The sequence below is a fragment of the Micromonospora sp. AB353 genome (genome assembly GCF_049538395.1).
GTDB classification, from domain to species: Bacteria; Actinomycetota; Actinomycetes; order Mycobacteriales; family Micromonosporaceae; genus Micromonospora; species Micromonospora aurantiaca.
The window spans coordinates 38,026-64,096 of sequence record NZ_JBMVFV010000004.1 but is presented as its reverse complement, the minus strand read 5'-3'; the positions used below and the strand labels follow the sequence as shown (position 1 = coordinate 64,096).

At 73.4% G+C, this 26,071-nt stretch carries 27 protein-coding genes; 19 read left to right on the top strand and 8 right to left on the bottom strand.

Features of this window, described 5'->3' with window-relative positions; translation table 11 throughout:
• Positions 1 to 37: 37 nt before the first annotated feature.
• Entirely contained in the window at positions 38 to 820 is a 783-nt protein-coding gene (locus ACPCK6_RS03190; RefSeq protein ID WP_396882141.1) for a DUF3152 domain-containing protein, read from the top strand.
• A 28-nt stretch (positions 821 to 848) separates the two neighbouring features.
• Here ACPCK6_RS03190 and ACPCK6_RS03185 read toward each other — a convergent pair whose 3' ends face one another.
• Positions 849 to 1,274, bottom strand: a complete 426-nt coding sequence (locus ACPCK6_RS03185) for an ATP-binding protein (protein ID WP_194798836.1) — start codon at positions 1,272 to 1,274, stop codon at positions 849 to 851.
• A 38-nt stretch (positions 1,275 to 1,312) separates the two neighbouring features.
• Positions 1,313 to 2,068 (bottom strand): SAM-dependent methyltransferase, encoded by a 756-nt coding sequence (locus ACPCK6_RS03180; RefSeq protein WP_423480292.1) that lies wholly within the window; start codon positions 2,066 to 2,068, stop codon positions 1,313 to 1,315.
• An 85-nt stretch (positions 2,069 to 2,153) separates the two neighbouring features.
• Between ACPCK6_RS03180 and ACPCK6_RS03175 the strand changes: the two genes are divergently transcribed.
• Positions 2,154 to 2,372 (top strand): hypothetical protein, encoded by a 219-nt coding sequence (locus tag ACPCK6_RS03175; RefSeq protein WP_013283796.1) that lies wholly within the window; start codon positions 2,154 to 2,156, stop codon positions 2,370 to 2,372.
• Between the two features lie 324 nt (positions 2,373 to 2,696).
• On the opposite strand, the gene ACPCK6_RS03170 is transcribed toward ACPCK6_RS03175, so the two are convergent.
• Positions 2,697 to 2,867: a hypothetical protein gene (locus ACPCK6_RS03170; RefSeq protein ID WP_423480291.1), complete on the bottom strand. Its 171-nt coding sequence runs from the start codon at positions 2,865 to 2,867 to the stop codon at positions 2,697 to 2,699.
• A 172-nt stretch (positions 2,868 to 3,039) separates the two neighbouring features.
• On the opposite strand from ACPCK6_RS03170, the gene ACPCK6_RS03165 reads away from it, so the two are divergent.
• The 8 genes from ACPCK6_RS03165 (at position 3,040) to ACPCK6_RS03130 (ending at position 12,933) form a co-directional block, all read left to right on the top strand.
• Positions 3,040 to 3,459: a hypothetical protein gene (locus ACPCK6_RS03165; protein WP_423480290.1), complete on the top strand. Its 420-nt coding sequence runs from the start codon at positions 3,040 to 3,042 to the stop codon at positions 3,457 to 3,459.
• A gap of 184 nt (positions 3,460 to 3,643) precedes the next feature.
• Complete coding sequence (gene kdpF, locus ACPCK6_RS03160) at positions 3,644 to 3,733, top strand: K(+)-transporting ATPase subunit F (protein ID WP_036311210.1); 90 nt, start codon at positions 3,644 to 3,646, stop codon at positions 3,731 to 3,733.
• Entirely contained in the window at positions 3,733 to 5,388 is a 1,656-nt protein-coding gene (gene kdpA / locus ACPCK6_RS03155) for a potassium-transporting ATPase subunit KdpA (RefSeq protein ID WP_423480289.1), read from the top strand. The genes kdpF and kdpA overlap by 1 nt, the downstream gene beginning before the upstream one ends.
• Before the next feature lie 20 nt (positions 5,389 to 5,408).
• Positions 5,409 to 7,583, top strand: coding sequence for a potassium-transporting ATPase subunit KdpB (gene kdpB, locus ACPCK6_RS03150; protein WP_423480288.1), 2,175 nt, complete (start codon positions 5,409 to 5,411; stop codon positions 7,581 to 7,583).
• Complete coding sequence (locus ACPCK6_RS03145) at positions 7,583 to 8,464, top strand: potassium-transporting ATPase subunit C (RefSeq protein WP_423480287.1); 882 nt, start codon at positions 7,583 to 7,585, stop codon at positions 8,462 to 8,464. Before kdpB ends, ACPCK6_RS03145 begins: the two co-directional genes overlap by 1 nt.
• Positions 8,465 to 8,544: 80 nt before the next feature.
• Entirely contained in the window at positions 8,545 to 11,091 is a 2,547-nt protein-coding gene (locus ACPCK6_RS03140) for a sensor histidine kinase (protein ID WP_423480286.1), read from the top strand.
• Positions 11,088 to 11,768: a response regulator gene (locus tag ACPCK6_RS03135; RefSeq protein ID WP_396882150.1), complete on the top strand. Its 681-nt coding sequence runs from the start codon at positions 11,088 to 11,090 to the stop codon at positions 11,766 to 11,768. The genes ACPCK6_RS03140 and ACPCK6_RS03135 overlap by 4 nt, the downstream gene beginning before the upstream one ends.
• A 58-nt stretch (positions 11,769 to 11,826) precedes the next feature.
• Positions 11,827 to 12,933 (top strand): magnesium and cobalt transport protein CorA, encoded by a 1,107-nt coding sequence (locus ACPCK6_RS03130; RefSeq protein ID WP_013283806.1) that lies wholly within the window; start codon positions 11,827 to 11,829, stop codon positions 12,931 to 12,933.
• Here ACPCK6_RS03130 and ACPCK6_RS03125 read toward each other — a convergent pair.
• Positions 12,900 to 13,217, bottom strand: a complete 318-nt coding sequence (locus tag ACPCK6_RS03125) for a hypothetical protein (protein WP_423480285.1) — start codon at positions 13,215 to 13,217, stop codon at positions 12,900 to 12,902. The genes ACPCK6_RS03130 and ACPCK6_RS03125 overlap by 34 nt on opposite strands.
• A 191-nt stretch (positions 13,218 to 13,408) precedes the next feature.
• On the opposite strand from ACPCK6_RS03125, the gene ACPCK6_RS03120 reads away from it, so the two are divergent.
• Both ACPCK6_RS03120 and ACPCK6_RS03115 read left to right on the top strand, forming a co-directional pair.
• Positions 13,409 to 14,419, top strand: a complete 1,011-nt coding sequence (locus ACPCK6_RS03120) for an ion transporter (RefSeq protein ID WP_423480339.1) — start codon at positions 13,409 to 13,411, stop codon at positions 14,417 to 14,419.
• Positions 14,420 to 14,530: 111 nt separating this feature from the next.
• Positions 14,531 to 14,800 carry a GlsB/YeaQ/YmgE family stress response membrane protein gene (locus ACPCK6_RS03115; RefSeq protein WP_174533488.1) on the top strand — a complete coding sequence of 90 codons (270 nt, stop codon included), beginning with the start codon at positions 14,531 to 14,533 and terminating at the stop codon, positions 14,798 to 14,800.
• A gap of 60 nt (positions 14,801 to 14,860) precedes the next feature.
• On the opposite strand, the gene ACPCK6_RS03110 is transcribed toward ACPCK6_RS03115, so the two are convergent.
• Entirely contained in the window at positions 14,861 to 16,447 is a 1,587-nt protein-coding gene (locus tag ACPCK6_RS03110) for a mucoidy inhibitor MuiA family protein (RefSeq protein WP_423480284.1), read from the bottom strand.
• Positions 16,448 to 16,717: 270 nt separating this feature from the next.
• Here ACPCK6_RS03110 and ACPCK6_RS03105 point away from each other — a divergent pair, with 270 nt between their 5' ends.
• Positions 16,718 to 17,068 (top strand): STAS domain-containing protein, encoded by a 351-nt coding sequence (locus tag ACPCK6_RS03105; RefSeq protein ID WP_396882154.1) that lies wholly within the window; start codon positions 16,718 to 16,720, stop codon positions 17,066 to 17,068.
• On the opposite strand, the gene ACPCK6_RS03100 is transcribed toward ACPCK6_RS03105, so the two are convergent.
• On the bottom strand, positions 17,051 to 18,322 hold the full coding sequence (locus tag ACPCK6_RS03100; RefSeq protein WP_423480283.1) for a PP2C family protein-serine/threonine phosphatase: 1,272 nt from the start codon (positions 18,320 to 18,322) through the stop codon (positions 17,051 to 17,053). The two genes, ACPCK6_RS03105 and ACPCK6_RS03100, sit on opposite strands and share 18 nt — an antisense overlap.
• 203 nt (positions 18,323 to 18,525) lie before the next feature.
• On the opposite strand from ACPCK6_RS03100, the gene ACPCK6_RS03095 reads away from it, so the two are divergent.
• From ACPCK6_RS03095 to ACPCK6_RS03075, 5 genes are read left to right on the top strand one after another with little or no spacing between them, the layout of a single operon-like run.
• Positions 18,526 to 20,124, top strand: a complete 1,599-nt coding sequence (locus ACPCK6_RS03095; RefSeq protein ID WP_423480282.1) for an ABC transporter substrate-binding protein — start codon at positions 18,526 to 18,528, stop codon at positions 20,122 to 20,124.
• The gene (locus ACPCK6_RS03090; protein ID WP_423480281.1) at positions 20,091 to 21,113 is read left to right on the top strand and encodes an ABC transporter permease; all 1,023 of its coding nucleotides are present in this window, start codon (positions 20,091 to 20,093) and stop codon (positions 21,111 to 21,113) included. Before ACPCK6_RS03095 ends, ACPCK6_RS03090 begins: the two co-directional genes overlap by 34 nt.
• Positions 21,106 to 21,972 (top strand): ABC transporter permease, encoded by an 867-nt coding sequence (locus tag ACPCK6_RS03085; RefSeq protein ID WP_423480280.1) that lies wholly within the window; start codon positions 21,106 to 21,108, stop codon positions 21,970 to 21,972. The genes ACPCK6_RS03090 and ACPCK6_RS03085 overlap by 8 nt, the downstream gene beginning before the upstream one ends.
• Positions 21,969 to 22,931 (top strand): ABC transporter ATP-binding protein, encoded by a 963-nt coding sequence (locus ACPCK6_RS03080; RefSeq protein WP_396882160.1) that lies wholly within the window; start codon positions 21,969 to 21,971, stop codon positions 22,929 to 22,931. Before ACPCK6_RS03085 ends, ACPCK6_RS03080 begins: the two co-directional genes overlap by 4 nt.
• Complete coding sequence (locus ACPCK6_RS03075) at positions 22,928 to 23,638, top strand: ABC transporter ATP-binding protein (protein ID WP_396882161.1); 711 nt, start codon at positions 22,928 to 22,930, stop codon at positions 23,636 to 23,638. Before ACPCK6_RS03080 ends, ACPCK6_RS03075 begins: the two co-directional genes overlap by 4 nt.
• 7 nt (positions 23,639 to 23,645) lie before the next feature.
• Here the strand turns inward: ACPCK6_RS03075 and ACPCK6_RS03070 are convergent, their stop codons facing one another.
• Positions 23,646 to 24,086 (bottom strand): hypothetical protein, encoded by a 441-nt coding sequence (locus ACPCK6_RS03070; protein ID WP_423480279.1) that lies wholly within the window; start codon positions 24,084 to 24,086, stop codon positions 23,646 to 23,648.
• 84 nt (positions 24,087 to 24,170) lie between these two features.
• Entirely contained in the window at positions 24,171 to 25,328 is a 1,158-nt protein-coding gene (locus ACPCK6_RS03065) for a M23 family metallopeptidase (RefSeq protein ID WP_423480278.1), read from the bottom strand.
• Positions 25,329 to 25,498: 170 nt separating this feature from the next.
• Here ACPCK6_RS03065 and ACPCK6_RS03060 point away from each other — a divergent pair, with 170 nt between their 5' ends.
• Positions 25,499 to 25,996, top strand: a complete 498-nt coding sequence (locus tag ACPCK6_RS03060) for a TspO/MBR family protein (protein ID WP_423480277.1) — start codon at positions 25,499 to 25,501, stop codon at positions 25,994 to 25,996.
• The last annotated feature ends 75 nt before the right edge of the window (positions 25,997 to 26,071 follow it).

The window sequence follows — 26,071 nt, the reverse complement described above, 5'->3', positions numbered from 1 at the left end:
GCGACGACGGAGGCCGCGATCACCACGGGTCCTGGCGGTGGTCCTGGTCGGTGCCGCGCTCGCCGCCGGCGGGTACGCCGCCCGGCACCCGGACCTGCTGGACCGCATCGACGTGCGGCGGACCGTGCAGGCGGCGGCACCGGGCGCGCCCGCACCGGACGCGCGTCCCACGCCGACGGCCGCGCCGACACCGGTCCCGGCGGCCGGCCGGGTGGCCCCCGGCATCGGCTACCCGGCCCGGGGCGACGGCACGTTCCGCACCGCCGACACGGTCGGCGCGGTCGCCGGGCGCTCCGGTGAGCTGCTGCGCTACCGGGTCGCGGTCGAGGACGGCATCCGCAACGTGGACGTGGAGGGGTTCGCCCGGGACGTCGCCGCCACCCTCGCCGACCGGCGGGGCTGGACCGGCGACGGCCGGTGGCGGCTGCAACGGGTGGGCCGCGACGACCGCGCCGACTTCACCGTGCTGCTCACCACGCCCGTCACCCGGGGCCGGCTGTGCGGCGACCCGAGCGACAGGTACACGTCCTGCCGCAACGGCGACCAGGTGGTGATCAACGTGGCCCGCTGGGTGTACGGGGTGCCCCACGTGACCGACCTGTCCCGCTACCGGCAGTACCTGCTCAACCACGAGGTCGGCCACCGGCTGGGCCGCGGCCACGAGCGCTGCCCCCGGGCCGGCGGCCCGGCGCCGGTCATGGTGCAGCAGACGCTCGGCCTGCACGGCTGCACGCCGAACCCGTGGCCGATCGTGGGCGGCGAGCCGCTGTCCGGGCCGCCCGGCCAGTACGACGACCCGATCCCGGCCGGGGACCGCTGAGCCCCTCGCCCGGCGGCCGCCCCGGTCGTCACCGGGAGAACGAGGCCCAGATGTTCTTGGTCTTCTCGGTGGCGTACCAGCCCACGTCGAGCGAGACCGACTGGGCCAGGAACAGACCCCGCCCGCCCGAGTCGGTCGGACTGATGTCGGTCAGCTCCGGCACCGAACTGACGTCGTGGTCGGCCACGTCGAGCAGGAACCGGTCGTCGGTGGTGAGAAGCGTGACGATGGTGGGCGGCCGGCCGTGCCGCAGCGCGTTGCTGGCCAGCTCGGTGGCGACGAGCACGACCAGGTGTGGCACCTCGTCCAGATTCTCGCCCTGCACCAGCCCGTGCCGGTTCAGCGCGTCACGGAGCGAGGCGCGCAGCCCACGAAGATCCTCGGGACTGTCGAGCACCCACTGCTCCAGCTCGGTGGCCTGTGGCGGCGGAGGCGAGGTGCGCAACTGTCCCATGATCTGCCTTTACCCTGCGTAGCCGTTCGTTAAGCAGATCAGCGCCGCAGCAGCGCGAACACGCCCCACCCCAGGTACTCGCGCTGGAAACGGACGTACCGCACCGGATCCTCGGTCAGCTCCCGCCGCAGCTCCGGGGCCAGTTCGTCGTCCGGGTTGGCGTCCAGCCAGCGGCGCAGGTTCAGCCAGTGCGCGGCAGCGTACCGGTCCCAGCTGTCCTGGTCGGCGAGGACCATCTCGACCAGATCCCAGCCGCACTCGCCGAACTGCTCGACCAGACCGGGCAGGTCGCGGAACTCGTCGCGGGACCGGGCGTGCGAGCCGGTGACCGCCTCGTCGTCCGGCGGGTCACGCCGCCAGTAGGGCTCGCCGACGAGCGCCATGCCGCCCGGCCGCAACGCCCGGTCGAGCAGTTCCAGCGTCCCGGGCACCCCGCCGCCGATCCAGGTCGCGCCGACGCAGGCGGCCACGTCGACCGGCCGTTCCGGGGCGTACGCCGCCGCGTCGCCGTGCACGAAACGTACCCGGTCGGCTACACCGAGTCCGGCGGCGCGCTCCCGGGCGGCGGTGGTGAAGACGGTGCTGATGTCCACCCCGGTGCCGGTGATCCCCTGGTCACGGGCCCAGGTGCAGAGCAGTTCGCCCTTTCCGCTGCACAGGTCGAGCAGCTCGTCGCCGGGCCGCAGCCGGATCGCCCGGCCCAGCGTGGCCAGCTTGACGTCGTCGAACGGGTTGAGGATGCGCAGCTCGCCTTCGCGAATGGTGAACTGGCGCGGAAGGTCCGGTGAGGTCATCCGTGGAGGGTGCCGCCGCCCGGTCACGCGGAGCAACGGAATTCCGGTCTGGGCCCGTCCGGGTCTCCTGGGGTACGGTCACCGCATGGTGGTCGAGGAACACTGGTGGAACGGCGTCAGCAACCCTCGCGGACGGCGCGACGTCTACATCCGCACCGACGGAAGCCAGTGGCAGGTCCAGGCGCAGATCGGCGGGGCGAGCGGCCGGTCCCGGATCCAGCAGTGCCCGAGCCGCGGCTCAGCGACGATCCTGGCCGGGGCGTGGCGCGCGAGCGGCTCCGGCTGGCGCGAGATGCCGCGCTGACCTGACGCTCAGTCACGAGGTCTGTGCACCGCGCGACCGACGGGTGACTCGGCGGCGTGAAACCGTCGAATTCGCAGGCCCAGGCGAGGTAGGCCGTCAGCACCCGCTCGTCCTCGCCGGCCTCGGCGCGGCGGGCGGCGCCAGTCTCCCGCACCGGCAGCGCGTCCCCGCCGAGCACCCGGTCCGCCGCCGCGGCGTGCCGCAGCACCGCCGCCACGTCCACCTGCGCGTCGGTGAGCGCCAGCCGGTAACCGGTGGCGGTCCGGACGATCAGGTCGGCGCCCAGCTCGGCGCGGGCCCGGGAGACCAGGATCTGCAACGCCTTCACCGGATGCCGGGGCGGATCGTCCGGCCAGAGCGCGTCGACGAGCGCGCCGGTGCCGCAGCCGGGCCCGAGCCGGCCGGCCAGGAGGGCCAGCAGCCCGCGCAGCCGGGCGCCGCCACCGGCACACCTCGGCAGACCACGTCCGACAGCACTGTCAGTTCGGTGGTCACCGGGCCAGCGTAGGCGCCGGACCGGCCCGTCACCGTCCCCGCGCCGGGCGGTCCGTGAAGGCGGCGTGAAAAGCGGCCGGTGACCCGTACCGGATCCGTCAAAGCCGTCGACCGTACGCACCCGGCCCGGTTGGTATGGCCCGCGAAGGACGTACCGACGCGGGAGGCGGACATGGGACGAGATCGGGCGGACGGGTGCACCGGATTCCGGGTGGCCGCCGGCGCCGCAGTGGTGGTCGGCGCGGCGCTGGTGGCGGCCGGGGTGTTCACACCCGGCGAGCGGCCCGGGCGGGTCCTGGTGATGGCGGGCGTCGTCGGGGCGTACGCCGCTGTGGTGGCCGACCTGCGCGCGGTCGCGGCGGTGGCCGCGCTGGGTGCGGCGGTCTTCGTCGGGTTCCTCGCGCACGGCTACGGCGAGCTGACCGGCCCGGGTGACGCCTGGTCCCGGGCCGTGCCGATCGGGTTCGCCGCGGTGCTCGGCGCCGGCTACCGGCACCTCCGGTCGATCGGCGCCGAGTCCCGGCCGGTGACCCGGATCACCGGCCACGGAGACGGCGTGAAAAGCGCGTCAAGAAACCGTGGCCGCGCGTGATGGTCGCGTCAAGACCCCTGTCCGTCCGGCGGATACGGCGCTGTGATTGCCCGGCGCGGCCGGGAGGCGGTCGCGAGGACATCTTCCGCTAGGAGAGATCAGCCGTGTCTGACGTGCTGTTCGTGTTGCTGACGGTGGGGCTGTTCGCGGCTCTCGCCCTCGTGGTGAGGGGCGTGGAGAAGCTGTGAACGCCGTCAACGCCGTCGGCCTGGTGCTGGCGATCGGCCTGGGCGTGTTCCTGGTCGCCGCCCTGCTGTTCCCGGAGCGCTTCTGATGAGCATGACGACAGCCGGCGTGCTCTTCGTCCTGTCGCTGGTGGCGGCGCTCGTCGCCGTGCACCGGCCGTTCGGCGACTACATGCACCGTGTGGTCGCCGGAACCCGGTCGTCCCGGGCCGAGCGGGGGATCTACCGCCTGGTCGGGGTCGACCCGGCCGCCGAGCAGACCTGGGGCGTGTACGCGCGCTCGGTGCTGGCCTTCTCGGCCGTCTCCCTGCTGTTCCTGTACGCGTTCCAGCGCCTGCAGAACCACCTGTGGCTCTCGCTGGGATTCGACCCGGTGGTGCCGCACGGCGCCTGGAACACCGCTGTGTCGTTCGTGACGAACACGAACTGGCAGTCGTACTCGGGTGAGTCGACGATGGGCCACCTGGTGCAGATGGCCGGCCTGGCGGTGCAGAACTTCGTCTCGGCCGCCGTCGGCATCGCCGTGGCGGTGGCGCTGGTCCGGGGCTTCGCCCGCAGCCGCACCGGCGAGCTGGGCAACTTCTGGGTCGACCTGACCCGGGTCACGCTGCGGATCCTGCTGCCGATCGCGGTGCTCGGCGCGGTCGCGCTGATGCTCGGCGGCGTGGTGCAGAACCTGTCCGGCGGCACCGACGTGACCACGCTGACCGGCGGCACCCAGACCGTCACCGGCGGGCCGGTGGCGAGCCAGGAGGTCATCAAGGAGCTGGGCACCAACGGCGGCGGCTTCTACAACGTCAACAGCGCCCACCCGTTCGAGAACCCGACCGCGTGGACGAACTGGCTGGAGATCTTCCTGATCCTGGTGATCCCGTTCAGCCTGCCCCGGGTCTTCGGCCGGATGGTGGGGCAGAAGCGGCAGGGCTACGCGATCGTCGCCGTCATGGCGATCCTGGCGCTCGCCAGCATCACCCTCACCAACGTCTTCGAGCTGACCGGCGACGGCACGGTGCCGCAGGCGGTCGGCGCGGCGCTGGAGGGCAAGGAGGTGCGCTTCGACGTGTCGAACTCGGCCACGTTCGCGGCGGCCACCACGCTCACGTCGACCGGCGCCGTCAACTCGTTCCACGACTCGTACACCGCCCTGGGCGGCATGATGACGCTGGGCAACATGATGCTCGGCGAGGTCGCCCCCGGCGGCGTCGGCGCCGGCCTGTACGGGCTGCTGATCCTCGCGGTGATCACGGTTTTCGTAGCCGGCCTGATGGTCGGGCGTACCCCGGAGTACCTGGGCAAGAAGATCGGCTCGCGCGAGATCAAGTTCGCGTCGATGTACTTCCTGATCACCCCGGCGCTGGTGCTCACCGGCACCGCCGCGGCGTTCGCCACCGGCAACGCCTCGACAGCGCTGAACGTCGGTCCGCACGGGCTGTCCGAAGTGCTCTACGCGTTCACCTCGGCCAGCAACAACAACGGCTCCGCGTTCGCCGGCATCACCGTGAACACGCCGTGGTGGAACACCGCGCTCGGGCTCTGCATGCTGCTCGGCCGGTTCCTGCCGATCATCTTCGTGCTCGCGCTGGCCGGCTCACTGGCCCGCCAGCAACCCACACCCGCCTCCGAGGGCACCCTGCCGACCCACCGGCCGTTGTTCGTCGGCATGGTCGTCGGCGTCACGGTGGTCCTCGTCGCGCTCACCTTCCTTCCCGCACTCGCGCTCGGCCCGCTGGCCGAAGGGCTGTGACCACCATGAGAGACAAGGACATGACAGCACCTGTGCAGACCGCTGACGCACCGGTCCCCGGCACGCCGGGCCCCCGTGACGGCCGGGTCGGCGGCGGGCTGCTCGACCCCGCGCAGTTGCTCCGGTCGCTGCCGGACGCGCTGCGCAAGCTCGACCCGCGCACGCTGTGGCGCAACCCGGTGATGCTGATCGTGGAGATCGGCGCGCTGTTCACCACAGTGCTCGCGGTGGCCGACCCGTCGGTATTCGCGATCGCGATCACCGTCTGGCTCTGGCTCACCGTGATCTTCGCGAACCTGGCCGAGGCGGTCGCCGAGGGGCGCGGCAAGGCGCAGGCCGACACGCTGCGCCGGGCCAAGCAGGACACCATCGCCACCCGACTGGTCGGCTGGACGCCGGGTGCCGCCGCGAACGCGTACCGGGACGAGGCGGTGCCCGCGCCGCAACTGCGGCAGGGCGACGTCGTCCTGGTCGAGGCCGGCCAGGTCATCCCCGGCGACGGCGACGTGGTGGAGGGCATCGCCAGCGTCGACGAGTCGGCGATCACCGGCGAGTCCGCCCCGGTGATCCGGGAGTCCGGCGGCGACCGCAGCGCGGTCACCGGCGGCACCCGGGTCCTCTCCGACCGGATCGTCGTCCGGATCACCCAGAAGCCGGGCGAGAGCTTCATCGACCGGATGATCGCGCTGGTCGAGGGCGCCAACCGGCAGAAGACGCCGAACGAGATCGCGCTGAACATCCTGCTGGCCGCGCTGACGATCATCTTCCTGCTCGCCGTCGTCACGCTCCAGCCCATGGCGATCTTCGCGAAGGGCTACCAGGCCGCCGCGCCCGACACCGCGGCGATCACCGACTCCGGCGTCACCGGCGTCGTCCTCGTGTCCCTGCTGGTCTGTCTCATCCCGACCACCATCGGCGCGCTGCTGTCCGCGATCGGCATCGCCGGCATGGACCGGCTCGTGCAGCGCAACGTGCTGGCGATGAGCGGCCGGGCGGTCGAGGCGGCGGGCGACGTCAACACGCTGCTGCTGGACAAGACCGGCACGATCACGCTCGGCAACCGGCAGGCCGCCGAGTTCCTGCCGGTGACCGGGGTGGACGCGGCCACGCTCGCCGACGCGGCGCAGCTGTCCAGCCTGGCCGACGAGACCCCCGAAGGCCGCTCGGTGGTGGTGCTCGCGAAGAACGAGTACGGGCTGCGCGAGCGCGAGCCCGGCCTCATCCCGCACGCCACGTTCGTGCCGTTCACCGCGCAGACCCGGATGAGCGGCGTCGACCTCGACGCCGACGAGGGCGTCCGGCACGTCCGCAAGGGCGCGGCCGCCGCGGTGATGAAGTGGGTACGCGACAACGGCGGCCACCCGACCGAACAGGTCGGTGAACTGGTCGACGCGATCAGCGGCACCGGCGGCACGCCGCTCGTGGTGGCCGAGCACGTGGCGGGCGAACCGGCCCGGGCGCTGGGCGTCATCCACCTCAAGGACGTGGTGAAGGCCGGGATGCGGGAGCGCTTCGACGAGATGCGCCGGATGGGCATCCGCACCGTGATGATCACCGGCGACAACCCGCGTACCGCGAAGGCGATCGCCGACGAGGCGGGCGTGGACGACTTCCTCGCGGAGGCCACGCCGGAGGACAAGCTCGCGCTGATCAAGAAGGAGCAGGAGGGCGGCCGGCTCGTCGCGATGACCGGCGACGGTACGAACGACGCGCCCGCGCTGGCCCAGGCGGACGTCGGCGTCGCCATGAACACCGGCACGTCGGCCGCGAAGGAGGCCGGCAACATGGTCGACCTCGACTCCGACCCGACCAAGCTGATCGAGATCGTGGAGATCGGCAAGCAGTTGCTGATCACCCGGGGTGCGCTGACGACGTTCAGCATCGCCAACGACATCGCGAAGTACTTCGCGATCATCCCGGCCATGTTCGCCGGCATCTACCCGTCGCTGGACCGGCTCAACATCATGCGCCTGGCCAGCCCCGAGTCGGCGATCCTCTCCGCCGTCGTCTTCAACGCGATAGTCATCGTGGCGTTGATCCCGCTGGCCCTGCGCGGCGTGCGTTACCGCCCGGCCAGCGCCTCGACGCTGCTGCGCCGCAACCTGTGGCTCTACGGCCTCGGCGGCATCGTGGTGCCGTTCGTCGGCATCAAGCTCATCGACCTGCTCGTCCAGTTCGTCCCGGGGATCTCGTGATGCGCCTTCCCAGTTGGCTCTCCCAGCACCTGGCCGCCCTGCGCGCGGTGCTCGTCTTCACCGTGCTGCTCGGCCTCGTCTACCCGCTCGCCCTGGTGGCCGTGGGCCGGCTCCCAGGCCTCGACGGCAGGGCGGACGGTTCACTGCTCACCGTCGGCGGCCGGACCGTCGGCAGCTCGCTGATCGGCCAGTCGTTCACCGACGCGGACGGCAAGCCGATCCCGCGCTACTTCCAGTCCCGCCCGTCGGCCGCCGGGGACGGCTACGACCCGACCGCCACCGCGGCGGGCAACCTCGGCCCGGAGAGCGTGGTGGACACGCTCGCCGCCGACCCCGCCGACTCCACGCCGAGCCTGCTGACGCAGGTCTGCGCACGCAGCAAGGCGGTCGGTGACCTCGACGGCGTGGACGGGCGGCGCCCGTACTGCACACCGGACGGGGTGGGCGCGGTGCTCGCCGTGTTCCGCGCCGACGGGCTCACCGGCCGGATCACCCGCGTGGTGAGCGTCAATCAGGCCGCGCCGGCGACGCCGTTCGTCGCCACCTGGGAGGGCGTACCGGTGGAGGCAGCCCAGCCCGGCCACGACTACGTGGCCGAGGGCGGCATCGTCACCCCGGTCCGCGGGGACGCCCCGGCCCGGCCCGCCGTACCGGCCGACGCGGTCACCGCCAGCGGCAGCGGCCTCGACCCGCACATCTCCCCGGCGTACGCCCGGATCCAGGTGGCGCGGGTGGCGCGGGAGCGCGGCGCGGACCCGGCGGCGGTACGGCGGCTGGTCGCGGAGCACACCACCGGCCGGGCGCTGGGCTTCATGGGCGAGCCCGGTGTGAACGTGCTGGAACTCAACCTCGCGCTGGACGAGGCGTTCCCGGCGCGCTGACGGAGGCGTTAAGAAGGGCCCCCTTCACCTCGCGAGGCGTTAACAGGGGGCCCTTCCTTGCACTCGGGGAGGATGGGGGCGTGGGCAGGGGTGAACTGCGGATCTATCTCGGTGCCGCTCCGGGCGTCGGGAAGACGTACGCCGTGCTCGAAGAGGCCCAGCGCCGGGCCGAGCGCGGCACCGACGTGGTGATCGGCCTGGTCGAGACGCACGGCCGCCGGCACACCGCCGAGATGATCGGTGACCTGGAGGTGGTGCCGCGCCGGTCGATGACGTACCGGGGCGTCGGGTTCACCGAGATGGACCTGGACGCGGTGCTGGCCCGGCGGCCCGAGGTCGTCGTGGTGGACGAGCTGGCCCACACGAACGTGCCCGGCTCCCGGCACGAGAAGCGCTGGCAGGACGTGCAGGAGCTGCTCGACGCCGGGATCAGCGTGCTCTCGACGGTCAACGTGCAGCACCTGGAGTCACTGAACGACGTGGTCGCGCAGATCACCGGCACCACCCAGCGGGAGACGGTCCCGGACCAGGTGGTCCGGGCCGCCGAGCAGGTCGAGCTGGTGGACATGACGCCGGAGGCGCTGCGCCGCCGGATGGCGCACGGCAACATCTACCGGCCCGACAAGATCGACGCCGCGCTCGGCAACTACTTCCGGGTCGGCAACCTCACCGCGCTGCGCGAACTGGCGCTGCTCTGGCTGGCCGACAAGGTCGACGAGCAGCTCGACGCGTACCGGGCCCAGCAGGGCATATCCGACACCTGGGAGGCGCGGGAGCGGGTGGTCGTCGCGCTGACCGGCGGCCCGGAGGGTGAGACGCTGATCCGCCGGGCCGCCCGGATCGCCGCCCGCAGCAAGGGCGCCGACCTGCTCGCCGTGCACGTGGCCCGCAGCGACGGGCTGGCCGGCGCCGACCCGGCCCAGCTCGCCCGGCAGCGGGTGCTGGTGGAGAGCCTCGGCGGCACGTACCACCAGGTGCTCGGCACCGACATCCCGGCGGCGCTGCTGGACTTCGCCCGGGGCGTCAACGCCACCCAGCTCGTGCTCGGCGCGAGCCGCCGGGGCCGGTTCGCGCAGGTGTTCGCCCGGGGCGTCGGGGTGACCACCACCGCGCTGTCCGGCCCGATCGACGTGCACCTGGTCACCCACCCCGAGGCGGGCCGCGGGCGCCGGGGCACGTCGGTGCCCGCCGCGCTGTCGCGACGCCGGCGACTGATCGGGTACGCGCTCGCGGTGCTCGGCATGCCGCTGCTCACGCTCGTGCTGCGGACGCTGCCCGACCTCACCCTGACCAACGACATCCTGCTGTTCCTCGCCGGTGTGGTGGGCGTGGCGCTGGTCGGCGGACTGTGGCCCGCGCTGGTCGCCGCGCTCGGCGGCTCGCTGCTGCTCAACTGGTTCTTCACCCCGCCGTACCGGACGCTCACCATCGCCGAGGCGGACAACCTGCTCGCCCTGGGCGTGTTCGTCGGCGTCGCCATCGCGGTGAGCTGGGTGGTCGACGTGGCCGCCCGGCGTACCCGGGAGGCGGCCCGGGCCTCCGCCGACGCGCAGACCCTGGCCACCGTGGCGGGCAGCGTGCTGCGCGGCGAGCGGCCGCTGCCCGCGCTGCTGGACCGGCTGCGGGAGACGTTCGGGCTGCGCGCGGTGAGCGTGCTGGAGCTGACCGACGAGGCCGGCGGACGCCCGGCGCGCGCCCGGGGCGCGGACGCCTGGCGGGTGGTGGCGAGCGTCGGTGACCGGCCGCCCGGTAGCCCGGGCGCGGGCGAGACGGTGGTGCCGGTCGACGACCGGCTCAGCGTGGTGCTCGCCGGCCGGCGGCTGGAGGCGGCCGACCGGCGGGTGGTCGAGGCGTTCGCCGCGCAGGCCGCCGTCGCGCTGCGCCAGGAGCGGCTGGCCGAGGAGGCCGCGACCGCCCGTCCGCTCGCCGCCGCCGACCGGATGCGGACCGCGCTGCTCGCGGCGGTCAGCCACGACCTGCGTACGCCGCTGGCGTCGGCGAAGGCGGCGGTCAGCAGCCTGCGCAGTCACGACGTCGAGTTCGACGCGGACGATCGGGAGGAACTGCTCGCCACCGCCGACGAGTCGCTGGACCGGCTGGGCCGGCTGGTGGCGAACCTGCTCGACATGAGCCGGTTGCAGGCCGGCGCGCTGGGCGTGAGCGCCACCGCTATCGGGCTGGAGGACGCCGTACCCCTGGCGCTCGACGAACTGGGCCCGGCGGCGGCCGAGGTGACCACTGACATCCCGGCCGACCTGCCGGCGGCGCTCGCCGACCCGGGCCTGCTGGAGCGGGTGCTCGTCAACATCGTGGCCAACGCGCTGCGGCACAGCCCGCCCGGGCGGCCACCGACGATCACCGGCAGCGCGCACGCCGGGCAGGTCGAGCTGCGGGTGATCGACACCGGGCCGGGCATCCCGGAGGACCAGTGGGAGCACGTCTTCCTGCCGTTCCAGCGCCTCGGGGACCGGGACAACCAGACCGGGGTGGGCCTGGGGCTGGCGCTGTCCCGTGGGCTCGCCGAGGCGATGGGTGGCAGCATCACCCCGGAGACCACGCCCGGTGGTGGTCTCACCATGGTGCTGCGGCTGCCGGCCGCCACCCAGCCGGAAGGGCCGCAGGAATGACCCGGATCCTGGTCGTCGACGACGAGCCGCAGATCCTGCGCGCGCTGCGGATCAACCTGCGCGCCCGGGGCTACGACGTCGAGGTCGCAGACAGCGGCGCTACCGCGCTCAAGGCCGCCGCCGCGCACCCGCCGGACCTGGTGGTGCTCGACCTCGGCCTGCCCGACCTGGACGGCACCGAGGTCATCCGGGGCCTGCGCGGCTGGACCGCCGTGCCGATCATCGTGCTGTCCGGGCGGGCCGGCAGCGAGGACAAGGTGTCCGCGCTCGACGCGGGCGCCGACGACTACGTGACCAAGCCGTTCGGCGTCGACGAACTGCTCGCCCGGATCCGGGCGGTGACCCGGCGGCTCGCCCCGGCCACGCCCGCCGTACCGGCGCTGCGGATCGGCCGCAACACCGTCGACCTGGCCGACCGGACGGTCACCCGGGACGACGGCGTCGAGGTCAAGCTCACCCCCACCCAGTGGGCCATGCTGGAGAAGCTGCTGCGCAACCCGGGCAAGCTGGTCAGCCAGCGCCAGTTGCTGCACGACGTGTGGGGACCGGAGTACCACCACGAGACGAACTACCTGCGGCAGTACATGGCCCAGTTGCGGCGCAAGCTGGAGGACGACCCGGCCCGGCCCCGGCACCTGATCACCGAACCGGGCATGGGCTACCGCTACCGCCCCTGACGTTTGCGCGAGCGCGGGCGGGGGACTCGGCGACCCGGCCGAGCAGCGGGGAGGGGGCATGGCGGACAACCGGTCCTCGGAGGGGTTCGGCCGCCGTCTGGACGAGCACGCCATCGACGCGGGCGCGGCCGAGCCGGAGCGCCCCGACGGGCTGGTCGACAGCGGCGTCTACGTCGGCGGCGTACGCCGGGCGTCGCCTGTCACCCTCGCCGACACGTTCCGCTGCCTGCAACACCTCGACGACGCGATGGCCTGGATCGGGCTGCGCCGGCCGGGCCGGGAGGAGGTGGCCTCGCTCGCCGCCGAGTTCCAGCTCCCCGACCTGGCCGTCGAGGACGCGATCAACGCCCACCAACGCCCCAAGCTGGAACGCTACGGCGACACCCTGTTCGTGGTGCTGCGCGCCGCCCGCTACCTGGACGCCCGGGAGGCGGTCGAGTTCGCCGAGCTGCACCTGTTCCTCGGCCCCGGTTTCGTGATCACCGTGCGGCACGGCGGCACGCCCGACCTGGCCGGCGTACGGCGGCGGCTGGAGGCGGAACCCGAGGTGCTCGCGCTCGGCCCGGAAGCAGTGCTCTACGCCGTACTCGACCGGGTGGTGGACGGCTACGCGCCGGTGGTGGCCGGGCTGGAGAACGACATCGACGAGATCGAGACCGAGGTGTTCGGCGGCGACCCGAACGCCAGCCGCCGCATCTACGAGCTGAGCCGCGAGGTGATCCAGTTCCAGCGGGCCGCCCGGCCGCTGCTGAAGGTGGTCGACGCCCTCACGCACGGCTTCGACAGGTACGGCACGGACGAGGAACTACGCCGCCGGCTGCGCGACGTGGCCGACCACCTGACCCAGGTGGTGGAACGGGTGGACGGGTTCCGGCACCTGCTCCAGAACATCCTCACCGTCAACGCCACGCTGGTGTCGCAGGCGCAGAACGAGGAGATGCGCAGCCTGACCGCTGCCAGCTTCGAGCAGAACGAGGAGATCAAACGGGTCTCCGCGTGGGCGGCCATCCTGTTCGCGCCCACCCTGATCGGCACCGTCTACGGGATGAACTTCACCCACATGCCGGAGCTGGACTGGCGGTACGGCTACCTGTTCGCGGTCACCCTGATGCTCGCCGTCTGCGGCGCGCTCTACCTGCTGTTCAAGCGCCGCGGCTGGCTCTGAGTCGGGCCGGGCAGCTCCAGCGGGCGCAGCACACTGTGCACCCGAACCACCTCGGCGCCGGCCCGCCGGTCCAGGTCCGCCACGGCCCGCTGGAGCAGCGTCCGGCTCGGCGCCGCGAGCCGCACCATCGCGTCCAGGTCGGCCGCGATCCACCACGCCTGCCGCGCGCACGGCTCGTCGCGCAGGAAGTCCAGCAGCCGGCTGCCCGGGGTGGAGACCCGCAGCCGTACGCAGACAAGCGCCTCGTGCATCCGTTCGCCGTCCTCGTGGTGATAGCCGTCCACCCCGGCCTCCTCTGCTGACGCCGACGCGGCGGGCCGGGTCGAACCGACGCGACCCGCCGACACCGGTCAGCACACCGCAGCGCCCCGGCCCCGGGCAACGATCTTCACGCGCCCGCTACGGCCGGGCCGCCCGTTTTCACGCCGCCGCTACGCGGCCGGTCCCGCCGTGATCATCAGCCGAAGCCGACCCAATACAGTGTCGGCATGGCTACCCCCCGTCGCCCGTACGTCGCCCGGACCCCGCATCGAGGAGGCAGGCGCTGATCGGGGACACGGTTCCGGCACCGCGCGGCGGGCGCCGGACCAGCGACGGAAAGCGTGGGCTGGCCGGCCACTGTGCCCGGATCGTCGCGTCCCGGCCGTTCGAGGTGGCCATCGTGGTGCTCATCATGGCCAACGGCGTGGTGCTGGGCATCGAGACGTACCCGAATCTCGGCGCGGCCGGGCCGGTGCTGCGGTGGACGGAGTGGATGTTCCGGGCGGTCTTCGTCGTGGAGATCACCATCCGGGTGCTCGCGTACGGCCGCCGCCCGCAGGACTTCTTCCGGCACGGCTGGAACGTCTTCGATCTGCTGGTGACGGCGGCCATATTCGTCCCGGGCCTGCACGGCGACTCGGCGGTGCTGCGGTTCGTCCGGGTCGCCCGCGTACTGCGCCTGGTGCGCTTCTCGCCCGGCCTGCGGACCATCGTCGCGGCGCTGTGGCGCAGCCTCCCGGGCGTCGCGGGTTTCCTCGCGCTCGCCGCCGTCACGCTCTACGTGTACGGCATGGCCGGCTGGCTGATCTTCGGCGACCGCTACCCCGAGCAGTACGGCGACATCGGCCGTTCGCTCGTCACGCTGTTCGTGCTGCTGTCCCTGGAGACGCTGCCGGACCTGCTGGAACAGGGTCTGGAGGTGTCGCCGTGGACGCTGCTCTACTACGTCAGCTTCGTGATGATCGCGGTGAACCTCCTGCTGAACATCCTCATCGCCGTCATCGTCAACTCGATGGAGGAGGCGCGCCGGCTGGAGATGACCGAGGGGCTGGCCTCCGACTACGACTCCGACGGGGACGGGGTTCCGGACGAGGTGGACCGGATCGCGATCAGCCAGCGCCTGGACGACCTGCGCATGGTGATCGCCGAGTTGGAGCGGGAACTGCGCATCGACAGGGAGGAGCCGCCCGGCGCGCCGCGCCGCCGGCAGCCCTCGGACCACTGATCACTGACGGTCATGACAGTTCCGTGACGAAAGCGGCTCCCGGGTTTGGCCGACTGGTTGATCGGGGCAACCAGGCAGGCGCCAACACATTTGAGGGAAGGGACGCCTCTCGTGGAGATCACGGGCTTCTTCACCGCGCTCATCATCGGTCTCATCATCGGTGCGCTCGGGCGCCTGGTGGTGCCGGGCAAGCAGAACATCCCGATCTGGCTGACCCTGCTCATCGGTGTGGTCGCCGCGTTCGTCGGCACGCTGGTGGCCGGCGCGTTCGGCGTCGACGACACCCCCGGCATCGACTGGATCGAGCTGGCGCTCCAGGTCGGCTTCGCCGCCATCGGCGTCGCCGTCTTCGCCGGCCTCTACGGCCGCCGCCGCATCTGAGAACCGAAGGAAGGGCCCCTTCTTAACGCCTCGTGCATAAGAAGGGGCCCTTCCTAACGCTTACTCCCGCCAGCCGGTCAGCTCGACGCCCTTCGCCAGCTCCACCCGGAAGCCCAGGGCGATCTCGCCGCTCTCACCCGGCGCCAGCGACAGCCGCCACGTCAGCTCGCCCAGCTCCGTACGCTCGGCCGGCGGCGGCGTCAGCGCCGCCTCGCGTACCACCACCGACTCGTCGCGGGACACCGGTAGCTGATCCCGTACCTCCACAGTGGCCGGCCGGGGCGTGTGGTTCGCCACAGTGATCCGGTACTCCACCTCCCGCCGCCGCGTCGACCCGAGCGTGGCCTTGCTCTCGGTGCGCCGGGACAGCTTCCGCTCCACCCGCACCCGGTCGTCCACCCCGAGCGCCAGCTCGGTCTCCTCGCCCGGCGCCCACGTCTTCAGCCGCGTCGCCGCCACGAAATCAGCGCCGTGGAAGACCGACGCCGGGCCGGGCAGCAGCGTGTGGTCCGACGTGTTGCGGACCGTGGCCCGCAGGTGCGCCTCGGCGGCGCGTACCGGCACGCTCACGTGGTCCAGCCGGGCCGGCAGCTCCAGCACCGCGATCGTCACCCGGTGCGCGCTGCCGTCCGCCGGCACCGCCACCGGCCGCGCGGGCCGGTAGGTGGCCGCCGTCACGCCCTGCTCCACCTCGGCGACGCTCTCCTGCACCGCCGGCGCCGCGGCCCGCGCCGCGCGTGGACGGCCCGCCGCCGGCGCCGCGCCGGGCGCCGGGGGCGGCACCGTGCCGCCGAACGACGCGGCCGACACGGCCATCGGCGGCTGCCGCCGGAACCGGTCGAGATACCAGGGCGCCAATTCGGGTACGCCGCTCGCCGCCGCCGGGCGGGCCGTGGAGAGGTGGAGTTCGCACTCCGGCCAGTCCTCCCCGGTGCCCTGGCTGACCAGCCCGAACCAGGTGACGGTCATGGTGTCCTCGACCAGCCGCAGGTCGTAGGAGGGCGTCCAGCGGGCGCCGTCCACCAGGTACGTCAGCTCCAGCTCCACCTCGGTCTCGTCGGCGTCCACCGAGACGGACACCTCGGCCGCCAGCCGGTCCGGCTCCCGCTTGCCGCGCGCCGCGTCCAGCTCCCGGTCGACGGCGGCCAGCTCCTCGGCCAGCTCGGTGCGCCGCCGGGCCAGCCCGCGCCGCCGGGCCCGCGACTCGGCGAGCTGACCGGCCACCGAGTCGGTGAAGGCCGCGACGTCGGCCGGGGCCGCGTCGCCCGCGGCCAGTGCCCGGGCGTACGTGCCACCCGCGCGCTCGGCAAGCCGGGTGAGGAACTCGCCGCGCTGGTCCTCGATCGCGTCGGTGTCACCGACCTCGGCCAGCTCGTCGGCCAGTTGGCGCCGCCGCTGTTCCAGCTCGACGACCTGGGCGTCGGTGCTGCGGGCCTGCCGCCACGCGGCCACGTCCACCCCGAGCACCGTCACCGCGCCCCGGCCACCCACCCGGATCGAGTCGCGGCGCAGGCCCAGCGGGAGTGGGGCGACGCGTACCCGGTGGTCGCCGGCGGTCAGCCGGACGCGGCCGCGGCGGGTGACCCGGGCGCGGTCCGGGTAGACGGTCACGCCGACGACAGGCGCATCGATCTCCAGAGTGTCCACGGCGGCGAGGGTAGTCCAGCCGCGCCCGCGACGGCGCTACCGCAGATGGAGCCGTTGGTCGACGGCGACAGCGGCCAGGTCGCGCGGCCTGCTCGTACCGGGTGCCCGCCCGAGCGGTGCGGATCCCCGCTCCGGTGCGGCGGACCGGCACCGAGGTGTCGTCCACCACTTCCCGGGAAGACCGCTGAGCCGGCGCGTGCCCACGGGAGGCGGCAGCGCCCGACTTCTGGCACGGTGTCGGGTAGCGAGGTGCACGGTTGAGGGGGACTGGTGGAGTTCTCGGCGACGAGCAGGCGGGGGCGTGTCGGCACGGTGATCGAAGTCGCCGGTGACCTGGACATGAGCACCACCCCGCAGCTGCGCGACCGGCTGTACGAGCTGACGGAGGCCGGCGCCCGGGTCGTCGTCGTCGATCTGGCCGGGGTCGGGTTCATGGACTCCAGCGGCCTGGGCGCGCTCGTGGTCGGCTACAAGAGCCTGCGGGAGCGGGACGGCTGGCTCGGTCTGGCCGGCGTCCGCGCGTCGGTGCGCCGGGTCTTCTCGATCACCTCGGTGGACCGGGTGATCCCGCTGTTCGACACGGTGGCGGAGGCGGAGGACGCGTCACCGCTGGTGCCGTGAGCGCTCCTCACCGGATTGACCGCTCGCGCGGGCGAGGTCGGCGCCGGCGGTGCTGCGCCGGGGCCCGTGGTCGCCGTACCAGTCGATGACGAGCAGTGTGGCGTCGTCGGCCAGCGCCGGCCCGGCGATCTCCAGCACCGCGTCGGACAGCGCCCGGACCGCCTCGCGGGGATGCAGGTGGGTGATGCCCAGCAGGGCGCCGGGCAGGTCGAGGTCGGCGGCGTTGCGTTCGCGCATGCCGTCGGTGACCATCACCAGCCGGTCGCCGGGCCGCAGCGGCAGGTCCCCGCTGCGGTAGCCCTCGTCGGGGAACATACCGAGCGGGAAGTTGCCCGGCAGGTCCACCGGTGCGACCCGGCCGTCCCGGACCAGTATCGGCGGGACGTGCCCGGCGTTCAGCAGCTCGCAGCGACCGGTGGCGAGGTCGATGCGGCCCAGTACGGCGGTGACGTACGCGCCGCGGACGTTCGCGTGCTCCGCGATGGCCCGGTTGGCCTCCTCGGCCTGGGCGACGAGATTTCCGCCGCGGCGGCGGGTGTTGCGCAGGCTGCCCACGCCGAGGGTGGCGGTGAGCGCACTCGCCACGCCGTGGCCCATCGCGTCGGTGACGCTGAGGTGCAGCAGATTCCGGGCGAGGCTGTAGTCGAAGGTGTCGCCGCCGACGCTCGCCGCGGGTTCCAGCCAGCCGGAGAGGGCGAAGGCGCCGGCCTCGCAGGTGAACGAGGCGGGCAGCAGGCGGCGTTGAATCTCGGCGGAGAGGGTGAACGGGGTGGTGCGCTGGCCCCACTCGAACAGGTCGGTGTGCCGGCGGTTGGCGATGACCACGAACGCCAGCGTGTGCGCGGTACGGGCGACCCAGTTCACCACCTCGCCGTCCGGCTCGTCGGGCAGGCCGATCTCCAGCAGGCCGATCGCCTCGCCGCGGTCGGTGACCGGCGCCAGTACGGTCCAGGCGCCGTCGCCGGGGACGACCACCGGGGCCTGCCGGCGGAGGGCCTGCTCGTAGGGGCCGCCGTCGAAGGGGAGGATCTCGGCGTCCTCCTCGTCGTGGCGCTGGCCGGGACCGCCACGGGCCGGCTGGTGGGTGAGCCGGACCAGCGCACGGCCGCTGAAGTCGGCGATCAGCAGCGAGACGCCGCGCGCGTTCAGCGCCGTGGCGATGACGCCGGTGACGGCCTCGACCGCCTGCACCGGGGCGGCGTCCTCGGCCGACTGCAACATCCCGGCCAGCACCGCCTGCTCGCTGTCCTCCACCCTCTGAGCATATTCAGCGTGCCGGGCGTCCGCCTCGCGAGCGACACCGGGGGCGGCGGGTGGCCGTCATCGACCGGAGGTTATTGCATATAGTTGGCAACTACCGAATAGTGGCGGTAGCGGGCGCTCCGGCACGCGATGATCGATCCTCGCCGGAGCGCCCGCCCGCTGCCACCCGCAGACGAGTGTTCGAGGGGTTGCCGGTGGCGATCAAGCCCAAGCCCGTACACGTGGCAGCGGTGCTCGCCGCCGCCCTGCTCGCCGTCGCGGGCTGTTCGTCGCCCACGGCGCCGACAGGAGACCCGAAGGGCGCGGGCACGCTCGTGGTCGCCACCGCGGGCGAGCCGGACACGCTCAACCCGGTGCTCAACTACGGCGTCGACGGCGCGTCGCTGATCTTCGACGGGCTGGTCGCCCGGGACGCCCGCAACGAGCTGACGCCCGCCCTGGCCCGCGAGCTGCCCACCGTCTCGGCGGACGGGAAGACGGTCACCGCGAAGCTGCGCGAGGGCGTGCTGTTCCACGACGGCAGCCCGCTGACCGCCCAGGACGTGGTGTTCACCTACCAGGCGGTGCTCGACCCGAGAGTCGACTCGACGTTGCGCTCCGATCTGGACATGCTCGCCTCCGTCACCGCACCCGATCCGGCGACTGTCGTGTTCACGCTGAAGTACGCGTACGCGCCGTTCCTGCAACGGCTCGCGCTGGGGATCGTCCCGGCGAAGGCGTTCGCCGGGCAGGACGTCAACAAGGCCGCGTTCAACCGCAAGCCGGTCGGCACCGGCCCGTACCGGTTCACCTCCTGGACCCCGGGTGACCGGCTCGTGCTCGCGGCGAACGAGACGTACTGGGACGGCAAGCCGGCGAACTCCGGCGTGGTGGTGGCGTTCGTCGCCGACGACAACGTCCGGGCCCAGCGGATGCGGGCCGGCGAGTTCGACGCGGCGGAGCTGGCGCCGAAGCTCGCCTCCGGGTTCGAGAACCGGGACGGCTACCGGGTGCACAAGGTGCCGACCGCCGACTACCGGGGCGTCATGCTGCCGATGGGCAACCCGGTCACCGGCGACCTCGCGATCCGGCAGGCGCTGAACCTTGCCGTGGACCGGCAGGCCATGGTGACGGGTGTGCTCGGCGGTGCGGGCGAGCCCGCGTTCGGGCCGGTGCCGCCCACGTCGGAATACGCCGAGCCGTCGATCACCGGCAGGCCCGCCGCCGACACCGCCGCGGCGACCGCCGCGCTGGACGCCGCCGGGTGGAAGCCCGGCCCGGACGGCATCCGGGTCAAGGACGGGCGTACGGCCGCGTTCGCGCTCCTGTACCCGGCCACCGACAGCCTGCGCAAGGAACTGGCGCTGGCCGTCACCGCCGACGCGAAGAAGGTCGGCATCACTGTCAAACCGGAGGGCCTGACCTGGGACGCGATCACCCCCCGGATGAAGAACGACGCCCTGATCATGGGCTACGGCACGCCGTACGACCCGGACTTCGTCTCCTACAAGCTGTTCAGCTCGGCCTTCGCCGGGCAGGGCTTCTTCAATCCCGGTTCGTACCGGTCGGCGGTCACCGACGCCGCGTTGCGGGGCGGCCGGGACAACGCCGACCCGGCCGCCCGCAAGGCCGCGTACGCCACGTTCCAGAGGCAGCTCGCCGCCGACGTGCCGTGGGTGTTCCTCACCTATCTCCAGCACACCTACGTGTTGAAGGACGCCGTGACCGGGGTGACGCCACGGGTCGAGCCGCACGAGCACGACGTGGCGAACAGCATCTGGTGGAACGTGCACACCTGGACGAAAGAATCGTGACCGGCCGGCGGCGGCTGGCCGGGGCGGGCACCGTGGTCCGGCGCCGGCTGCTGGTGGCCGTACCGGTGCTGGCGGCCACCAGCATGGGCATGTTCGCGCTCGGCGCCGCCTCCCCGATCGACCCGGCGCAGCAGTACGCGGGCGCGGCGGCGTTCACCACCAGCGAGGAGAACCTCGCGCAGATCCGCGCCAACTGGGGTGTCGACGACCCGCTGCCGGTGCAGTACGCCCGCTGGGTCGGCAACCTGCTGCGCGGCGACCTCGGGTGGTCGACGAGCCGGCACGAGCCGGTCACCTCGGTGCTCGCCGCCCGGGCCGGCTGGACGCTGCTGCTCGTCGGCACCGCGCTCGCCCTGGTGCTGGTGGCGAGCGTGCTGCTCGGCACGCTGGCCGCGTACCGGCGGGGTGGCTGGTTCGACAGGGCGCTGCGCGCCGTCGCGTACGCCGTGCAGTCGATGCCGGTGTTCTGGATCGGTCTCGCGGCGATCGCCGTGTTCGCGCTCAGCCTCGGCTGGCTGCCCGCCGGCGGGCTCACCGACATCACCGCCACCGGCACCGACCCGGCCGACGTGGCCCGGCACCTGGTGCTCCCGGTGACGGTGCTGGCGATCTCGCAGGCGCCGTGGTTCGTGCTGTTCGTCCGCGACGCGGTCGCCGAGAGCCTGCGCGACGACCACGTCCTGGCCGCCCGCGCCCGAGGGCTCCCCGGCCGGGTCGTCCTGTTCGGACACGCGCTGCGGACCGCGCTGCTGCCGTTCCTCACCCTGGTCGGCACGCACCTGCCCGAACTCGTCGGCGGCGCGGTCCTGGTGGAGACCGTGTTCTCCCTGCCCGGCCTCGGCGCGGTCACCGTCGAGGCCGCGCTGGGCGCCGACTTCCCGCTGCTCGCGGCCACGACCCTGGTGACCACCGTCGTGGTGCTGACCGCGAACCTGGTCACCGACCTCGCCTACGCCGCCGCCGACCCCCGGGTACGCCTCGATGACTGACCTCGCCCTCCCCGCGCGCGTCCGGCGCCTGTGGCGTCCCGGCAGCGCGGGCACGACAGTCGCCGTCGTCGTGCTCGCCGGTGTCGTCGCCGCCGCGCTGCTCGCCCCGGTCCTGTGGCCGCTCGACCAGAGTGCCGTCGACCTGGCCCGTACCCGCCTCGCGCCCTCGCCGGAGCACCTGGCCGGCACCGACGACCTCGGCCGCGACGTGGCTCTGCGCAGCCTCTACGGCCTGCGCGTCTCGCTGCTCGTCGGCGCGGTCGCCGCGCTCGTCGCCGCAGTCATCGGCGGCCTGGTCGGCGCCGTCGCCGGTAGCGTCGGCGGCTGGGTCGACCGGGCGCTGATGCGCGTCGTGGACACCGTCGCCGCGCTGCCGCACCTGCTGCTGGGCATCTTCATCGTGGCGATGCTGCGTCCCAGCCTCGGCGCCGTGATCGCGTCCATCGCGCTGACGCACTGGCTGTCCACCGCCCGGATCGTCCGCTCCGAGCTGCTCAGCCTGCGCAACCGGCCGTTCGTGGACGCCGCGATCTCCGGCGGCGCGAGCCGGGCCCGGGTGCTGACCCGGCACCTGCTACCGCACGTGCTGCCGCGCCTGGCGCTGGCGACCACGCTGATGGTGCCGCACGCCGTCTGGCACGAGACCGCGCTGTCGTTCCTCGGCCTCGGCCTGCCGCCGCACCTCGCCTCGATCGGCAACATGATCAACGACGGGCAGCGGTCGCTGCTCACCGGCGCCTGGTGGGCCAGCATCGTCCCCGGCCTCCTGCTGGTGGCGACCACGCTGGCGCTCGCCGTGCTCACCGGCCGGTGGCGTGACCGCCTCGACCCGCGCGTACGGGCGGAGCTGCACCTGTGACCGCCCCGGCACTGCTGACCGTCGACGGGCTGACCGTCCGCTTCCGGCTGCGCGACGCGGTCGTGCACGCCGTCACCGACCTGAGCCTCACGCTGCGGCCCGGCGAGCTACTGGCGGTGGTCGGTGAGTCCGGGTGCGGCAAGTCCGTACTCGCGCACGCCCTGCTCGGCCTGCTGCCGCGCAACGCCGCCGTCACCGGGCACGCCCGCCTGCACGCGCCGGGCCGCGAGGCTGTCGACCTGATCGGCGCGGGCGAGCGGCACCTTGCCCGGCACGTACGCGGCCGGGGCGTCGGCCTGGTCCCGCAGAGCCCCGCCACCGCGCTCACCCCGGTCCGTACCGGGCGGAAGCTGCTGGAGGAGACGCTGCGTGCCCACGGGCACACCCGCCGGGACGCGCCGGCCGCCGCCGACCGGATCGCCGCCGACGTCGGCCTCGACCCGGCCGACCTGAACCGGTACCCGCACGAGCTGTCCGGCGGTATGGCCCAGCGGCTCGCCACCGCGCTGGCTCTCGCGCCGGACCCGCCGGTGCTGCTCGCCGACGAGCCCACCACCGGCCTGGACCGGCCGCTCGTCGACCACACGCTGGACCTGCTGCGCCGTCGCTGCGACACCGGCGCGGCCGTCCTGCTCATCACGCACGACCTGGCCGCCGCGCGCCGCGTCGCGAACACCGTCGCCGTGATGTACGCCAGCCGCATCGTCGAACACCGTCCGGCCGAGGTGCTGTTCGACGACCCGGCCCACCCGTACACCGCCGGGCTGCTCGACGCGCTGCCCGATCGCGCGTTCGTCCCGGTACCCGGCCACCCGCCGGCGCTCACCGATCTGCCCGGCGGCTGCGCCTTCGCCCCGCGCTGCGCCCGTGCCACCGACACCTGCGCGACGGTGCCCCGCCTCGCCGCCGCGAGCCGGGTCGCCTGTCACCACCCGCTGCGCGAGGAGGTACCGGCATGACGCTCACGGTTCCCGGCCCCACCGACGCCGCCGCCCGGGGCGCCGCGCCGGCCGCCGGGCTCGCCGCGCACCAGGTCTCCGTCGCGTACGGCCGGCAGCGCGTCCTCGACCGGGTCGACCTGCACATCGCCCCGGGTGAGACGGTCGGGCTGCGCGGACCGTCGGGTAGCGGCAAGTCCACACTCGCCCGCGTCCTCGCCCTGCTGCACGCCCCGGACGGCGGCCACGTCACGATCGACGGGCAACCGCTCGGCGGCGTACGTCACCGCCTGCCGGCGCACGTGCGTACCCGCGTCGCGATCCTGTTCCAGAGCCCGCGCGCCGCCACCGACCCGCGGCTCAGCCTCGCCGACATCATCGCCGAGCCGCTCCGCGCCACCGGCACGTCCCGCGAGCAGGCCGCCGCCCGTACGGCGGAACTGGCCGACCTGGCCGGGCTGACAGCCGATCTGCTGACCCGCCGCCCGCACGCGGTGAGCGACGGGCAACTGCAACGCGCCTGCCTGGCCCGCGCCCTGGTACACCGGCCGGACTACCTGCTCTGCGACGAGGCCACCGCGATGCTCGACGCCTCCACCCAGGCGCACGTCGCCGCCGTCATCGGCGACTACCAGCGCCGCCAGGGCGCCGGGGTCCTGGTCATCACCCACGACCCGGCGCTGATGGCCCGCTGGGCCACCCGGGTGGTGGACCTGCCGGCGGCGTGACGTCGCGTCACTCCTCGACCGGGCGGCGTACGGTGCCCAGCGCCCCGGCGACGACGGCCCCGAATCCGACGGCCATGAGCGGCAGTCCCATCTCGAAGGGCAGCTCACCGACCCAGTTGATGCTGTCGCGCTCCGGCAGCGCGCCCAGGCTCACCGCGACCACGGCACCGGCGAGGAACATCCCGGCCACCGCCGCACCGACCGCCAGCTTGGCGCACGCCGTGCTCCGCCCGGCCCAGAGGCCCGCGATAACGGCGATCGCCAGCGAGACCACGACCAACCAGGTCCAGCCGCCCTCGGTCTCCAGGTAGGCCCATCCCGAGTACGACCACTGGTGGAGGCGGCTGGCGCGGAACCACGGGATCAGGTAGCCGAGCAGTGCGGTGGCGCTGCCGACCAGGAGCAGCACGTCGGGGGCCGGGCGGTACCAGCGAGGGGAGTCGTCCATGCGTCCGGAAGGTAGCAGTCACAGGTATCCGCACGCACGGCCGGCGAGGCCGGGCCGCGCGCGGTCACGCGCGGCCCGGAGTGGTCAGCACCAGCCGTTCATCGGCCCGTTCACGCCGGTGGACAGGTAGGCGTCGGACACCCAGCTGCCGTCGCTGAGCCGGTCCCACAACGCGGTGGTGCCGTACCGGCCGGTGTGCGAGGTGCCGTTGGCGGAGCAGGAGACGGTGACCGTGGCGCCGTCCGCGAGCGAACCGAGGACGCCGTACCCCGTTCCGGGACCGGACCGCCGGGTCAGCGTGCCGCCGCCGTTGGCGTCGACGACTCCCTGGTTGAAGCCGAGCGCGCCGTAGTTGTAGACGGCGCCGCCCACGCCGGCGAAGGCGGATCCGTGCCGGGCGCCGCCCTGGTACTCGCCGGCACCGCTGACGAAGTCCCACTTGCCGATGCCGTGCCCGGCGATCGGGACGTACGCCGAGTTCTGCCGCAGCCCGAAGTGCACGTGCCGGCCGGTGGCGGAGCCGCCACAGGTGACGTCGGTGCCGGTGTAGCCGAGGTAGGCGCCCTGCCCGACGGCGGCGCCGTTGACCGCGATGCTGCTCCACAGGTGGTAGTAGTCGGTCGAGTAGCCCCGGTCGTGGATGACCCGGATCCACCCGGTGCACATCGTGTACGCGGTTCCGGCCCGCGCGGCCCGGACCACCTGGTCGCCGCCGGCGAGGTCGACGGAACTCCACGGCGCGCCGCCGCCCCAGCCGTGCGGCCCGCCGGTGAGCGTCCACGTCTGCCCGACCGCGAACGGCAGCGCCATGCCGGTCCGGAAGTCGCTCCCCGCGTACAGGGGTGCGACGGGCGTGGTGAACACCGTCTTCTCGTCCTTGTTCACCAGCGGTGACGCGGCGGCCAGGTCACCGAACGACGCCTCGCCGTCGAAGGCGACGGTCCAGCCCTCGCCGTCGGCCCGCGCGAGGAAGACCGACCCGGTGGGGTGCGCGTCCCGGGACCGGTCCGCCAGCAGCACCGCGGTGCCGAAGGCCCATCCGCCGCTCGCCCGGGTGACTGTGACCCGGGTCCGCTGCGGCCCGGCGGTCCGGGTCGCGGCGTCGGCCTGGCCGAGGAGTTTCGCGGTCACCGCGTCGGTGACGGGCGTGGGTGCCGGGCGGGGTGCGGCCGAGGCCGGGGCCGGCACCACGGCCCAGGCGCCGATCGCCGCCAGCGTGAAGGAGAGCACGAGCCGTCGCATGGGGGTCTCCTATCGACAAGCATCACTGAATGGCGAGGCTATCGAAGGGCATGAAAATCGTCTACGAGTTCCGCATGCTCCCGTGAAGGATCTGTGCGTCGAGGCGTACCCGGAAGTGGATCTTTCAATGGCGCGGGTTCATTCGCCGCTGGCCGGGTAGCTGACCTGGTATGCGAGTACCGACCCTGGTCAAGACCGCGGCAGCAGTCACCGCGACCGCCGCCGCGGGCGCCGCGGCCACCTCCACCGGCACCTCGTCGCGCTGGTACCGCCGCCTGCGCAAGCCCGCCTGGCAGCCGCCGTCGGCCGCGTTCCCCGTGGTCTGGACTCCGCTGTACGGGCTGATCGCAATCGCCGGCGCGCGGGCGCTGGACCGCTCCGAGGGGCCCGAGCGCGCCGCCTTCGCCCGCGGGTACGCGCTCAACCTGGCGCTCAACGCCGGCTGGACCGCCCTGTTCTTCGGCGCCCGCAGGCCCGGCGCCGCGCTGGCCGAGATCGCCGCGCTCAACACGTCCAGCCTGGTGCTGCTGCGCCGCGCCGCGCGCACCGACCGTGCCGCCGGGGCGGCGCTCGCCCCGTACGTCGCGTGGACCCTCTTCGCCACCGCCCTCAACGGCGCGATCGTCGGCCTCAACCGGGGTGGTGCTGGGCTGCGGCGGCGGAGCTGACCGGTGTTCGTCACCGCTAACTCGGTGGCGCGCAACGGTCCGGTCGAGTGGGATTTTGCACTCCCAGTGCACTTG